The 13038-nt window shown below is 37.0% G+C and carries 17 protein-coding genes and 1 pseudogene; 5 read left to right on the forward strand and 13 right to left on the reverse strand.

Translation table 11 applies throughout. The features are described from left to right. Positions 1-164: 164 nt before the first annotated feature. The 7 genes from EZY12_05070 to EZY12_05100 form a co-directional block, all read right to left on the reverse strand. A complete protein-coding gene (locus EZY12_05070) occupies positions 165-878 on the reverse strand; it encodes a response regulator transcription factor (GenBank protein QSX69047.1) in 714 nt (237 codons plus the stop codon). A gap of 134 nt (positions 879-1012) precedes the next feature. After that, positions 1013-1675, reverse strand: coding sequence for a response regulator transcription factor (locus EZY12_05075; protein QSX69048.1), 663 nt, complete (start codon positions 1673-1675; stop codon positions 1013-1015). A 113-nt stretch (positions 1676-1788) separates the two neighbouring features. Next, positions 1789-2112, reverse strand: coding sequence for an XRE family transcriptional regulator (locus EZY12_05080; GenBank protein ID QSX69049.1), 324 nt, complete (start codon positions 2110-2112; stop codon positions 1789-1791). A gap of 4 nt (positions 2113-2116) precedes the next feature. Next, the gene (locus EZY12_05085; protein QSX69050.1) at positions 2117-2494 is read right to left on the reverse strand and encodes a type II toxin-antitoxin system RelE/ParE family toxin; all 378 of its coding nucleotides are present in this window, start codon (positions 2492-2494) and stop codon (positions 2117-2119) included. A 201-nt stretch (positions 2495-2695) separates the two neighbouring features. Next, positions 2696-3139, reverse strand: coding sequence for a type II toxin-antitoxin system VapC family toxin (locus tag EZY12_05090; GenBank protein QSX69051.1), 444 nt, complete (start codon positions 3137-3139; stop codon positions 2696-2698). Continuing rightward, the gene (locus EZY12_05095; protein ID QSX69052.1) at positions 3136-3372 is read right to left on the reverse strand and encodes a type II toxin-antitoxin system Phd/YefM family antitoxin; all 237 of its coding nucleotides are present in this window, start codon (positions 3370-3372) and stop codon (positions 3136-3138) included. The genes EZY12_05090 and EZY12_05095 overlap by 4 nt, the downstream gene beginning before the upstream one ends. 321 nt (positions 3373-3693) lie before the next feature. Then, on the reverse strand, positions 3694-4998 hold the full coding sequence (locus EZY12_05100; GenBank protein ID QSX70518.1) for a transposase: 1305 nt from the start codon (positions 4996-4998) through the stop codon (positions 3694-3696). 830 nt (positions 4999-5828) lie between these two features. Here EZY12_05100 and EZY12_05105 point away from each other — a divergent pair. Beyond that, positions 5829-6086, forward strand: a pseudogene (locus EZY12_05105) (hypothetical protein). A gap of 38 nt (positions 6087-6124) precedes the next feature. After that, positions 6125-6775: a hypothetical protein gene (locus EZY12_05110; protein QSX69053.1), complete on the forward strand. Its 651-nt coding sequence runs from the start codon at positions 6125-6127 to the stop codon at positions 6773-6775. 145 nt (positions 6776-6920) lie between these two features. Here EZY12_05110 and EZY12_05115 read toward each other — a convergent pair whose 3' ends face one another. The 5 genes from EZY12_05115 to petM form a co-directional block, all read right to left on the reverse strand. Next, positions 6921-7085: a hypothetical protein gene (locus tag EZY12_05115; GenBank protein QSX69054.1), complete on the reverse strand. Its 165-nt coding sequence runs from the start codon at positions 7083-7085 to the stop codon at positions 6921-6923. A 20-nt stretch (positions 7086-7105) separates the two neighbouring features. Continuing rightward, positions 7106-8023, reverse strand: coding sequence for an NAD(+) kinase (locus tag EZY12_05120; protein ID QSX70519.1), 918 nt, complete (start codon positions 8021-8023; stop codon positions 7106-7108). A gap of 83 nt (positions 8024-8106) precedes the next feature. Next, positions 8107-9108, reverse strand: a complete 1002-nt coding sequence (locus EZY12_05125; protein ID QSX69055.1) for an SDR family oxidoreductase — start codon at positions 9106-9108, stop codon at positions 8107-8109. Between the two features lie 78 nt (positions 9109-9186). Next, the gene (locus EZY12_05130) at positions 9187-9381 is read right to left on the reverse strand and encodes a hypothetical protein (protein QSX69056.1); all 195 of its coding nucleotides are present in this window, start codon (positions 9379-9381) and stop codon (positions 9187-9189) included. Between the two features lie 31 nt (positions 9382-9412). Next, positions 9413-9517 (reverse strand): cytochrome b6-f complex subunit PetM, encoded by a 105-nt coding sequence (gene petM, locus EZY12_05135; GenBank protein QSX69057.1) that lies wholly within the window; start codon positions 9515-9517, stop codon positions 9413-9415. 153 nt (positions 9518-9670) lie between these two features. On the opposite strand from petM, the gene pdxA reads away from it, so the two are divergent. The 3 genes from pdxA (at position 9671) to EZY12_05150 (ending at position 11896) form a co-directional block, all read left to right on the forward strand. Further along, entirely contained in the window at positions 9671-10705 is a 1035-nt protein-coding gene (gene pdxA / locus EZY12_05140) for a 4-hydroxythreonine-4-phosphate dehydrogenase PdxA (protein ID QSX69058.1), read from the forward strand. A gap of 568 nt (positions 10706-11273) precedes the next feature. After that, entirely contained in the window at positions 11274-11564 is a 291-nt protein-coding gene (locus EZY12_05145; protein ID QSX69059.1) for a nucleotidyltransferase family protein, read from the forward strand. After that, the gene (locus tag EZY12_05150) at positions 11561-11896 is read left to right on the forward strand and encodes a DUF86 domain-containing protein (protein ID QSX69060.1); all 336 of its coding nucleotides are present in this window, start codon (positions 11561-11563) and stop codon (positions 11894-11896) included. Before EZY12_05145 ends, EZY12_05150 begins: the two co-directional genes overlap by 4 nt. Before the next feature lie 241 nt (positions 11897-12137). Here the strand turns inward: EZY12_05150 and EZY12_05155 are convergent, their stop codons facing one another. After that, complete coding sequence (locus tag EZY12_05155; protein ID QSX69061.1) at positions 12138-12917, reverse strand: endonuclease/exonuclease/phosphatase family protein; 780 nt, start codon at positions 12915-12917, stop codon at positions 12138-12140. Positions 12918-13038: the final 121 nt, after the last annotated feature.

The raw sequence follows: 13038 nt of genomic DNA on the forward strand, positions 1-13038 counted from the left end.
GGAATAGGGAATAGGGAAAAAGTGATAATTTTACCAATTACCTCTTACCAAATTAGCAATTGAATTATTTACTGCAATTTAGATTCCGACTATCTTACTTAATTTATGCAAAATTGCCCACAATTTTCGATTGTATTCGTGATTATTTCTTATTTTATGGATTTTCACGAATCTCTGAGGACGTAACCTACACCGCGTACAGTTTGAATCAGGCGTTTTTGACCTTCTTCTTCGATTTTGAGACGGAGATAACGAATATACACTTCAATGACATTAGACTCACCCATAAAGTCGTAACCCCAAACATTTTCTAAAATTTTGTCGCGGGTTAATACTTCACGGGGATGTTCCATTAAGAATTTTAATAGTTCAAATTCTTTCATGGTTAAGTCAATGGCTTTACTGTTATAAATAGCCCGACGTGTTCCTAGATCCAAAACCAAGTCCCCAAAGCGTAATTGCTCTGTGGTATCAATATCAGGTTTGAGATAGAGACGAATCAGCCTTAAAAAATCTTCCGAACGGTAAGGTTTCAGGATGTAATCATCAGCGCCAGCATCTAAACAGGCTATGCGATCATCTACTGTATCTCTAGCCATTAAAATCAGTACAGGGGAACGATTACCAATATTTCTGAGATGTTTACAGAAAGATAGTCCTGATTCGCCGACAAGCATTCGATCTACAACAATTAAAGCAGGTTGGCGATGGCTTTGTTCGGCGGACCCATCACGACAGTATTGTAATCCATTAGCTGCATCATGAGTCACAATTGCATCATAGCCAGCTTCTTGTAAATCAGAAGCTAACTGATTAGCTAAAGTTTCATCTGGTTCAATTACCAAAACAAAAACAGCGGGATTGTGGGTAGCTATCATAGCAGTTGGGGATTGGTAATTGGTAATTGGTAATATGAGTTATAACCTGTTACCGTGTTACTGATATTTCACACAATACTAACTCAAATTACTAATTTTCCGGTTGTACCTCTAGACAAAGTGCTGTAACTCAATTATAAAAATAATAATTTACGCTTAAGTGCTATCATACATAGTGCAACACGAGAATTAATGTCTTTTTGCTCAAATTCATCAATACCTAATTTGACTTTCAGATGTTGGACATGATTCTGTACAACCCTTAGTGATATATGAAGACGTTCCGCTATTGCTTGATCTGTTAAGGATTCATGACATAATAGCCTGAGAATTTCCAATTCTTTCTTGTTCAAATTTAATTCTTGACGTAATTCTCTAGGCAGTTTCAATTCTCCATTCAGCGCATTTTCAACTCCTGCTAAAAAATATTTGCGTCGTTCCATTTTATTCACAACCACAAACCCACCGCAGTGATGATTAATGAATTTGACAAGTTTTATCATCCAACTGGGTTCGCTGCTATAGATGAGGATATTTAAAGAGGAATAAGTATCAAAAATTAATTCTAACAGTTCTAAAGAAGATTTAGCTGACTGAGAGCCAGAAGGTAAAGCAAATTGTAAATCAAGGACTATTAAATTTGGTGTTTCTATTTTTAGACGTTGTAGTGCTTCTTGAGGAGTAGAAGCGATGACACAAATAGCAGAAGAATCGAACTTTCTCAAAAAATCACAATTATTTTGCGCTACTTCTGGATGATCTTCTACAACGAGAAACCGCAGTGGCTTGACATTCATATTCTGGGTGATGATTAGATACGTATAGTTTACATCAAGTACGTATATTTAATCAAGACCTAGATCCCCGACTTCTTAAAGAAGTCGGGGATCTGAATAATGAATAATAATTATCAGACTACAATTATCTGAGCAAACTTGCGATTTTCAGGTTTAGGTTTAACTGTAATCTCTACATCACTACCTAACTTATTTAGATAGTCCATCAATCTATCAGTTGAAAAACCACTTAATCTACCTCTAATTAGTAGAGAAACTTTTGGTTGATCTATGCCTAGAATTTCGGCTGCTTGAACTTGTGTTAAATTTAGATTAGTAATGATTTCACTGATTTTACGGACTAACTCGGCTTTCAATAATCTTTCTTCAGGATTAGATAAACATAAGTCAGCAAATACATTTCCGCTACTAACCTCAACTTGATTTTCTTCTGACATTTTTTTACTCCATTTTTTCGGTAGTTTGCTGTAAATAATTTTCTTGAGCGATTTTCAATCTTTTTTTAACTAATTCTATATCTTGTTTTGGTGTAGCAATACCATGTTTTGATTTCTTTTGAAATGAATGTAGTAAGTAGATAACACCCTCGAATTTAACAGTATAAATTGCCCTATACGTATCCCCATCAAAATCATCTACAATTTCTAAAACACCTGCTCCAGAGAACCCGCATAAAGGTTTTGCATCAGGGTGTTTTTGGCCATGTTGTGCCAAATCAAGAGCGTAACCCATGACATCCTGTACATCTTCAGGAAACTTCTTTAAATCATTAAGGGCGCTTGCAATCCATCTGAGAGGCTTTTCTTGTTTTTCATTCATGTAATGTTAAGTATGCTAAAACTAGCATATTATGTCAATAAGTAATTATATGGTATTAAATATCATCTTGGTAAACTAGATCCCCGACTTCTTAGAGAAGTCAGGGATCTGAATGAATACTAGGATCGCACAAAATCATCCTTTTCTCAAAAAAGCGATAGCGAAGCGCGACCCAGGAATTGCTCTGAAGGAATCGTATATCTAACTAAAATTGAGATTGGAAGTTAATAAAAGAATATCTATCTCTAAAATAGTAGCAGATTGAGCTAATTTATCATCTGCTGTCACCAGAGAAAAATTATTAATGCTACACACTGCTAAATGTAAAGCATCCAAAGTTCTTAAAGGCAGATCAAACCTGGATATCCAATCTCTAGCTAAACGATAATGTTGATTTTCCAATAAAACAAGACGATATAAACTTTCATTAAGGTGATTCTCAAACAATTCTGTAATCCGTCTAGCGTCATTTTGGGAAACTTCACCCATTCTTACCCTACGAGATAAAGCAGAAAATAATTCTACCTCAACTAATTGACTAATGATTGGTTTATCTTCTTGTTTTTGTAATAGTTGTTCAACAACATTACTTAATTTTTCAGGCACATAATAAGGAACAATGGCGCTAGTATCTAAATAAATCAATATCTTTCGTTCTCTCTTGCTTCTAATATCGTGGTACTCATTGCACTTCCTTTTAAAACTATTGATTTTCTAAAAGAGTTTAAACTAGGAAATACTTTTTTTTCCTGTTGAGGAGGAAGAAGACGAGCAATTTCTTTTCCTTCTTTCATTAAAACAAATTGCTCACCTTTAGCGACTTGTTCTAGAAGTTTATATAAATTTTGAGTAGCTTCTTCAATTGTAATCTGAGTCATAAGTTTCTCAATATTTTACAAATGTATTACAATTATATAACAGAGATAGATGTTTTGTAAATAGGGAAACTAGATCCCCGACTTCTTGGAGAAGTCGAGGATCTGAAATATCAGAATCATCCTGTTATCAAAAAAAGCGATAGCGAAGCGCGACCTAGGAATCGCCTAAAATTATCCTTCTATTGGAAGAGCGACTGTAAATTAGGGTATAATGTGGAGGGATATTGCAGACTAAAGCAATTGTGGGTCACTATTAATGACTATTAACTCAGGAGGGTTCAACAATGCAGGTTGATACAATACTAGTTGACACTCTCAGGTCTAAAGACACTGAGATTCTGCGGACAGAGTAAGCTTAGGGCTTAATACCCAAAGTCTAATTCTCGCTGCGTTCGTCAAACAACGCCTACCCAGTAAGCCCAAGTCTAAGCTTAGATTGCTGGCTACTTTTCTTAGAATGTTCGCTGCACCATTTAAATCAGCGTTAACAATTGAACCATTAGCTGACTGATACAATCCACGTTTAACGCGCTTACCCGATGCTTTCCACCCTTCTGGTTTTTGACCATAAACGGGTAGGGAGTCTCCATCCAAGAAAGATGCTTTTGACGTATAAGATTCTTCAGTTTCTTGAAATCTAATTCCGTGTAAATCACATAATTGTTTTAGTCGGTCTTTGAGTTTACCTAACGGCATTTGGACAAACTTTTGATTATTAATTCGCCCCATGTTAGCGTTAGATTTAAATCCGTCATTCCAGCCGATTACTAATGTACCAATGCCGTATTTTAAGCAATGATCAATAATTAGTTTTGCAGCTTTATTAACCCCATCTTTCATTTGATGGTTGCGTTTACGGGTCACACGGTCTAGCCAATTATCCCAATAAGCCTCCGGTTTTCCTTCTTTTCGTGTTGATACTTTTTTGTTCCAAATCTGGTTCATCGCCTTCATTGCACGGGCATCAATCAATAAAGAATTGCCCAAAGTATCAACACAAGCCGCTAAATTTTCAGCCGTTCCCAGGTCAATAGACAATGCCTGATGGATGTCTAAAACGTGGTTTTGTCTTTCAACTTCATAAGACATTTCCAGATAAAAAACACCGTTTTTAGGTAAGATGGTGAACTCTTTAACCTTTGATATATCTATGTTTGACGGCATTGGTAGGAAAAATTCAGAAATTCCAAACCATCTTTTAACTGTTAGTCCCAACGAAAATCTGATCTGTCCATTGACTAGAGTTAGCTTTTGTGTCCCACTATTAGGATAAGTAACTTTAAAAAGTTTAGAGCCTGTTAGATAGCCGGGAGCTTTGGGCTTAAAGTGTAATTGACCTTTGATGAATAAAGAACGTAATTCTTTAAAAGATTTAAAAGCCTCAGCTACAGACAATAAAGTTTGTTGTGCGGGGACGGATGGCATTGATTGAGCGACCATAGTTTTAGAAACTGAAGGCTCATAAATCAAATCAAACTTACCCGTTAAAAGTTTTCCAGTTTTAAAAAATGTTTGTCTAGCAAAATAAACACCACTGTTATAGAGCCTACCCGACTGTTGACAAAGATATTCTAAAATTGCCTTTATCTCATTGTCGGGAGACAACAAAACCTGTTGTACTCCCATTGATTTACTAACTTTAGACATTGTTCGGGTTGCAATGTTATGATATTATTATCATAGCATACTAATATTCAATTGTCATCATGTCTAGAAAAAAAGGTACTGTTATTTATTTGTCGGAAGAAGACAAAGCAAAGTTAGAACAGATTGCTGCAAGCTGGGGGGTGTCTCAGTCATCGGCCACACAAAGACTAATTAGAGAATACAAGTTAGCTTAGGAAGGCACACGGCGGTTAAAACCGCCCGTGTCACTTATATCTCAGGTCTAAAGACGCTGAGTTTTACGTTTACCGGATGCTCTTATAAAAGGTTACTTGAAAAAATCCGTCAGCTAGTTCCTGAACAAATTGTACTAGTTGAAAACTTTATTGATTCTCTATACCAACATAACAGAGAAAATAGTCTGACTCTAGCTGCGGTCAAGCTTTCTGAGCCAACTCTACAAAAAATCTGGGATAACCCTGATGATGCTGAGTATGACAAATTATAAATTTGGGGATGTTATTTTAGTACCCTTTCCTTTCACTAATCAGACTACTACTAAAAAACGTCCAGCAGTGATTGTTAGTTCCAAATCCTAACAGAGTGCTGAAAGTAGTCAAAACAGCAGCACGGGCAATCTTAAGCATTTGAATGAATCCTTCTTTGATGGCTAACTTGTTGCTTTCACCGATAGTATTTTTCCCCACAAAAAAAATCAATGTGTATCCCCGCAGAAAAATGTGCGAACTCCCGCAAATAAAATTGCGAACTTACGAACCCATCTAAAAACCCAAATCTGATTTTCCAAACAGGGAAAGAATTAGGAATCAGCTTGTCTCAAAATAATCCCTGATGATCAGGAGTTGATTATGAAATTATCAGAAATGTATCAACAACAATTAGCAGAAATTAAAAAACAAGAACGAGAAGAAGGTGTATTAAGAGAACGTCGAGCTATGATTGAAAGTATCCTACAAGTACGTTTTGGAGAACTTGATTCAGAATTAGCCACAATTATTGATCAAGTAATTGCTATGACTAGGGAAGAATTTACTCCTTTGCTTTTACAATTATCTCGTGAAGAGTTATTAGCAAGATTTACAAATTAAACTAGAACCCCGACTTTTCTAAGAAGTCGGGGTTCTGAATGAATACAGAGGTAATGGACAGAATTGAATTAGAATCTGATTTAGATATAGATTTAATTTTAGATAAATTGACAGCTTTAGGACAGGAAATTAGAAATAAATTAAGCAATATTCGAGATTTAACTGAGAAAATGGCAGTAACTCCCATACTTCAAAAAGGATTAGATATAGGCATAAAAACCACAATACAAGAATTAGTAAATTCTGGAAAATTAACTCTACAAGTAATTACAGAAATTCAGCCTCTTCAAGAACCACAATTCAACAGTATTTGGATTGAACAAAGAGAGGAAATTTACCGCTTTTTCCGTGAAGCATTGAATAATGTCATCCAACACGCTCAACCACCTCACGGTACGGCTACCCAAGTATTTGTTAGTTTAGAGCAACAGGGAGATAAATGTACTTTAGTAATAGCAAATGATGCAGCTATTTTATCATCTACTTATACACCCAAAAAAGGCGGCTATGGTACTAAAATCATGGATACTATAGCCAATGAACTTTTGACACTCCCCGGTCTAAAGACGCGGGGATTCTATAGAGAGTTTCAGTCTATATCTCTCAGTTATCCCAGCTTCAGGCATTGCCTTAAATATTTGGGTTCTTGCCCTGATCCTGTTTGCCATTACTGGCAGAATCATCTCTGACAAGCGTAACTTTCCGAGAGTCCCCCGGTAGGTTTTTAATGTCTTTGCTGACAATTTAATTGTCTCACGAATATGGATTAAAATTTGAAATAATTTCAAATTTTTAAATTAATGTCAATGCAGGATAAAGGAAAGCCTCTAGCCTTCATCCCTTGTCTAAAGCACAGATGTAGCTTCCTAAGTCAGCTACATCTTCAAGGGTTTTCGGCATTTCCCTTATAAATGGTGTATGGGAAATATCAGTTTTACCCAATGGAGAAGTGCAAGTTACGCTAAGTTGGCGTTTACCGCCCAAAATTGCACTAAGCATTGATTACTAACTACCAATAATTAAGGTAATTCCACAGAATTGGGTTTAGCAATATGTGGTAAACCCCAACCGAGTTTTTCCCGCAGAACACGGAAAAATTCCGGTGACTGGAGACGAATAAATCGGGCGCTATAGGGCGATCGCTCTAAATATACCCGATCTTCTGACATTACATAACATCCACCATTGCCATCTACCACCATCACCAATCGCTGAATGTTGACAGGATAGATATTAACTGGTTCACTATCAGGGAATACCAAAGCCCTAGAAGCTAGGGAATGGGGACAAATGGGGACTAACTGCAATACAGGAACACCAGGAGTAATCACTGGACCACCTGCGCTTAATGAATAAGCTGTAGAACCCGTTGGGGTAGAAACAATAATCCCGTCAGCCGCAATATCCACAGGTGAATGTCGTCCTACCGCAATTTCAAAATGGCACATACAAGTTAAAGGTTCTCGATGTAGCACCATTTCATTTAAGCAGAGGGCTTCCCACATCACAGTATCTCCTCGGAGAACTTTGACGGTGAGCATGGCTCTATCTTCAACTTCATATTCACCAGCCATTGCTTGTTCTATGGCTTGGGGCAATTGGTTGAGATAAGTTTCTGTCAAAAATCCCATGTGACCAGTATTAACTGTCAGCATGGGGATACCAGAGGGGGCGACTAGGCGTGATGCTGCTAACACAGTTCCATCTCCCCCTAACACCACGGCAAATTTCATGTCTGAGTCAAAGCCAGGGGGCGTAAGACCTTCAATGGGGGTGTGAAAGACAGGACTATCTGGTTGAGAATAGCCCAATATACCACCGATGCTCGCTGTGATGTACACATCCCAACCAGCAGCAGTAAGTTTGTCTTTTAGTTCAATAGCGACACTACTCGCTATTGGTTTAATATCGTTGTAGATAATGCCTACTTTCGGCACACTCAAATATCCAAGTTTAAGGGATGATTTTTCTGTATCTAATAGTTGCACATTTTTGATTCATGTCACCATTAGTCTTACATTTATTGACTATTGGCTTTGGAAGATGGTTTAAAAGGAGTTTTTTTACTTTTCAGCTTTTTATTTTTGGCTTTCTCATAATCTAACTGTTTCAGCTTGTTCATAATTCGGCTGAAATATTCTTGTAGATATGCTTCCAGGGTGGTAGTTTCTTGTTTATCTAACCCAAAAACAGTATATACTTCGTCCATATTTTCGGCATTTAGAGCTTTACCACCTGCTAAAACTTCTGTAAAGGCTAATCTATCAGCAACATTCCATCCCCATTGAAAGCAGCGCAGTAAACTTTGTACAGTTCGTAGTAAAGCAATGGGCATTCTGGTAACTTTTGCGTCTCTATCAGATAAGCGTTCACAAAGATTAATAATTTCCTCAGCACTCCAAGCGCGAGTTCCCACTAGAGGAAAGGCTTGTTTTTCTGTTGCTGGCACAGTCAAAGCCCGAACAGCAAATTTAGCAATATCCTGAGTGTCCATGTAGCCAATAGGTGAAGATGTCCCTGTCACCCATACTGGTTGTTTTTCTAAAATAGGTACGCCATACTGACCAATTAACCCTTGCATAAATCCAGCTAAACGTAAAATTGTATAGTTTAAACCAGATTCTGCTAAAAATGCTTCTGTACATCGCTTAATTTCCATTAGCGGTACATTGGGGTATTTGTCAGCATCGAGAATTGAAAAGAAGATAAACCTTTCTACACCAGCGGCTTTGGCTGCTTGAATTAATGCTACTTTACCATCCCAATCTACCTCTTTAATAGTCAGGGAATCTGTAGCCCGGGATGTAGAAGCATCAATAACTGCGGTTACATCTGTTAACGCGTCCGTTAGGGTTTGTGGATTACACAAGTTTCCCCGGACCAGTTCTGCACCCCATTCTTTGAGAAAAGCAGCTTTTTTAGGACTGCGAACTAAACAGCGAACTTTGTAACCTTCATCAATTGCCCGACGAGCTACTTGTCTTCCCAAAGTGCCAGTTGCACCAACTATTAATAATGTCATGGGGTTGGTTATATATCTTAATGTTTATGAGAAGAATCTTAACAGAATTAGTTATCTAAATAAAACTTTACATTTTTTTCATAAAATTTGGTAATGGGTAATGGGTAATGGGTAATGGGTAATGGGTAATGGGTAATGGGTAATGGGTAATGGGTAATGGGTAATGGGTAATGGGTAATGGGTAATGGGTAATGGGTAATGGGTAATGGGTAATGGGTAATGGGTAATGGGTAATGGGTAATGGGTAAGAAATAATATATAGTCTTCCCCCATTTCTCCCATCTCCCGTACCCCTAGTATCCTTCTATTCTTCTGCGCCTTGAATTTTGAGTAACAAAGCACCGATTGCCCAACCTACGAAGATTAGACCGAAAGATAGCATCGCTGCATTTAAGATTTCGCCACCCATTTGCTGTAATTCTCCTTATTCTTTGTACACTAGGTCTATAAGAACTCTTGATTAGACCTTTATGAATAATTTTAAACTAATTTAGCCAGGCCAGGCAGATCCCCGAAAGAAGTCGGTGATCTAGTTCCATCCATTCTATCAGGTATAAATTTTATGTATCAAATAAATAAACGTCCCCGTTTGGCACTGACCCTAGGAGATCCTGCCGGTATTGGTTCTGAGGTGATTTTGAAGGCTTTAGCAGATCCAGAAGTTACTCAAAACTGCGATCTGGTGGTGGTAGGTAATAGAAATTTACTCACTAGCAGTTATGAAAATATTAGTAAAAATATTGATAATTCCCTAGCTTTGGTAAATCCTGCTGAGTTGTCTATTGTTGATGTGCCGAATGTTGGTGAAATTATTATTGGTGTAGGTAATGCAGCTAGTGGTGCGGCGAGTTTTGCTTATATGGAATATGCGATCGCTCAAACTTTGGCAGGTGAGTTTGATGGAATTGTTACCGGACCCATTGCTAAATCGGCTTGGAAGGCGGCAGGTTACAATTATCCAGGACAAACGGAACTTTTAGCCGCAAGGGCTGGTGTAGACCGTTTTGGGATGTTGTTTGTAGGGCGATCGCCTTTTACTGGTTGGACACTGCGAGCAATACTAGCCACCACACATATTCCTTTATGTCAAGTAGCTGCTACGTTAACACCGCAGTTATTAACTCAGAAATTAGATTTGTTGATGGAATGTTTAGAGGATGATTTTGGGATTAAAAATGGGAGAATTGCGATCTCCGGTTTAAATCCCCATAGCGGTGAAATGGGACAACTAGGAACAGAAGAAATAGATTGGTTAATTCCCTGGTTGGAGTTAGAACGCCAAAAACGTCCGCATTTCCAGCTAGAAGGACCTATACCCCCAGATACAATGTGGGTTAAACCGGGAATGGCTTGGTATGGTAATTCTCCCATTCAAAATCCGGCTGATGCTTACTTGGCACTTTATCATGATCAAGGTTTAATTCCGGTGAAGTTGATGGCTTTTGATCGGGCTGTCAATACTACTATTGGTTTACCGTTTGTGCGAACTTCTCCAGATCATGGAACAGCTTTTGATATTGCGGGAAAAGGGATTGCTGATGCTACAAGTATGAAAGCAGCAATACAGTTAGCGATGGAGTTGGTGAAGCAGAGATGAAGCTAATATCTATATTAGTTACTTACGAAACATTATTGATAATTTCCTTGACTAATTCTGTCCGATTTGCTCATTGTTGTAATACTTGAATAAATTCATGATCAAAGTAATTTCGATATTTAGCAATGACTAAACATACTTCTTGAGGATCATCATTATGGTTATATTCTACTTGGATTAGTGCTGGTAAAATCTATTTGGTTATCGCGTTGGGGTGGGGGAATTATGCAATTTTGTCAGAATCATGATATCCAGGATTTAAGGATGTACAAAATGGCTTATTAGTGGGTATGAGGATTTTTGGGATTTGAGGAAGGATGTGGGTTGATAGAAGGAAATGATAATGATTTATGACATTTTGGTAATATAATAGAGAGAGTGAACAGGAAAATCTTGAATTTCATTAAGATTGAATAATTCATCAATAACAATCCTGAAAATCCTCAAATCCTGAAAATCCTGATTCTGACAATTAAAACCTGTAACTCACAGATAATTCATCAATAACAATCCTGAAAATCCTCAAATCCTGAAAATCCTGATTCTGACAAAAGGAGAAAAATAAATTATGGGAATTGAAGAATTATTATTACCATTTCGTGAAGAAATATTAAAACTTGCCACTAAATATGGTGCTTATAATTTGCGGGTGTTTGGTTCAGTTGCTAGAGGTGAAGCAACACCAGATAGTGATGTAGATTTTTTAGTAGAATTAAACCCCCAAACCAGTTTATTTGACTATATCAGCTTACAGCAAGATTTAGCATCATTATTAGGAAGAAAAATTGATATTGCTGAACCTGATAATTTACATGAATTAATTAAAGATCAAATATTAAAAGAGGCTGTAATTTTATGAAAAATGAGCGTTTATATCTAAGTAACATTCAGGAATGTATTGAACGTATAGAGGAATATACAAAAGGTGGTAAAGAAGAATTTATGCAAACTAAGATGATTCAAGATGCTGTAATTCGCAATTTTGAAATCATCGGCGAAGCAACAAAAAGATTATCACCTGAGTTAAGAAATAATTATGTTAACGTTCCTTGGCAGCAAATGGCAGGTTTAAGAGATGTTTTAATTCATGACTATTTAAAAGTAAATGTTAATTTAGTTTGGCAAATTATTGAGCAGAATTTATCTGATTTAAAAATCCAAATTATAGCTATTTTAAATGATTTACCTTAACCTTAAATTTCAAGTAAAAAGCTTGATGAATAACAATCCTAAAAATCCTTAAATCCTGATTCTGACAAAAAAAGGGTTTAGCATTGCTAAACCCCTACTACGATATTGTCTTAAATGATTCGGGTTATTCTAATCTTCCAAAGATGACTTAATTACTCATCTTCTCTCAACCCTTCAGGTAAACGAGTGCGAATAATGTTACAAATAGGACGGTCAGAACTATCTATATAAGCAGCTTCAATTATATAGTTGTTGTTAATTTAACAATCACCGGGAAATGGTCAGAAGGCCATACCCCTTCCCACTGTTGACGATCAATAATTACTTCTTCTATCTGAAAAGAGCTATCGCAATATATAGTATCAATAGCATCCCAGGCTTCACCCGTAAAATCGTGAAAAGTTTTCTGTTGTTCTAGGGGAAGTGTAGCTAGAGGATCTTGTAATTTTTTACCATTTTCCAGAGGTAATAGGAAATTTTGCCGTTCTGGACTGTCAGGATTAGCATTAAAATCTCCCATTACCAAAAAATAGTTTTCCGGTGTAAATTTACCTAATCGTTGATGAATTAAATTTGCACTTAACTCTCTAGATTGGGGATTTTCATGATCTAAATGGGTATTTAATATTGTTAAAGAAACACCAGGATTACTAACTGCAAAATTAGCCCAAGTAGCCATCCGTGGTAAACGAGTTCCCCAAGTAATACTACCAGGAATTTCTGGAGTATCACTGAGGTAAAAATCTTCAGTTTGTTGAAGTTTTAAATATTGTGGTTGATAAAAAATTGCACAGTGTTCACTTGTTCCTGTACCAGTGCGATCGCCCCCAATAATGTTATATTCCGGTAACAGGGCTTGTAAATCAGCCAGTTGATGAGATTTACCCTCCTGTGTACCTAGTAAATCCGGTTTGTAGTGTTGGATTAAAGAAGCGATCGCCCCCACACGCTTTTGCCACTGACGCACCCCTGGATCTGGTTTGTCATAGCGGAGATTAAAAGTCATAACAGTAATTTGCATAAATATTTTTTAGAGCAGATAGTGTAATGAGAAATATTAAAAGAATATCCTGTAGCCGGAAAAAATTAAAGCTTTTATCCGAGGCTTGAGTAGACACGAATCTCAAAAAAGGCTTTGGCTT

It is taken from the genome of Dolichospermum sp. DET69 (assembly GCA_017355425.1).
Classification (GTDB): Bacteria; Cyanobacteriota; Cyanobacteriia; order Cyanobacteriales; family Nostocaceae; genus Dolichospermum.

Coding starts and splice junctions, on each gene's coding strand:
- EZY12_05110 (QSX69053.1), top strand. CDS start 6,125: ATGAATACAGAGGTAATGGACAGAATTGAATTAGAATCTGATTTAGAT.
- EZY12_05095 (QSX69052.1), bottom strand. CDS start 3,372: ATGACTCAGATTACAATTGAAGAAGCTACTCAAAATTTATATAAACTT.
- EZY12_05130 (QSX69056.1), bottom strand. CDS start 9,381: ATGGGGGAAGACTATATATTATTTCTTACCCATTACCCATTACCCATT.
- pdxA (QSX69058.1), top strand. CDS start 9,671: ATGTATCAAATAAATAAACGTCCCCGTTTGGCACTGACCCTAGGAGAT.
- EZY12_05125 (QSX69055.1), bottom strand. CDS start 9,108: ATGACATTATTAATAGTTGGTGCAACTGGCACTTTGGGAAGACAAGTA.
- EZY12_05115 (QSX69054.1), bottom strand. CDS start 7,085: ATGCTTAGTGCAATTTTGGGCGGTAAACGCCAACTTAGCGTAACTTGC.
- EZY12_05145 (QSX69059.1), top strand. CDS start 11,274: ATGGGAATTGAAGAATTATTATTACCATTTCGTGAAGAAATATTAAAA.
- EZY12_05150 (QSX69060.1), top strand. CDS start 11,561: ATGAAAAATGAGCGTTTATATCTAAGTAACATTCAGGAATGTATTGAA.
- EZY12_05085 (QSX69050.1), bottom strand. CDS start 2,494: ATGAATGAAAAACAAGAAAAGCCTCTCAGATGGATTGCAAGCGCCCTT.
- EZY12_05075 (QSX69048.1), bottom strand. CDS start 1,675: ATGAATGTCAAGCCACTGCGGTTTCTCGTTGTAGAAGATCATCCAGAA.
- EZY12_05080 (QSX69049.1), bottom strand. CDS start 2,112: ATGTCAGAAGAAAATCAAGTTGAGGTTAGTAGCGGAAATGTATTTGCT.
- EZY12_05070 (QSX69047.1), bottom strand. CDS start 878: ATGATAGCTACCCACAATCCCGCTGTTTTTGTTTTGGTAATTGAACCA.
- petM (QSX69057.1), bottom strand. CDS start 9,517: ATGGGTGGCGAAATCTTAAATGCAGCGATGCTATCTTTCGGTCTAATC.
- EZY12_05155 (QSX69061.1), bottom strand. CDS start 12,917: ATGCAAATTACTGTTATGACTTTTAATCTCCGCTATGACAAACCAGAT.
- EZY12_05100 (QSX70518.1), bottom strand. CDS start 4,998: ATGGGAGTACAACAGGTTTTGTTGTCTCCCGACAATGAGATAAAGGCA.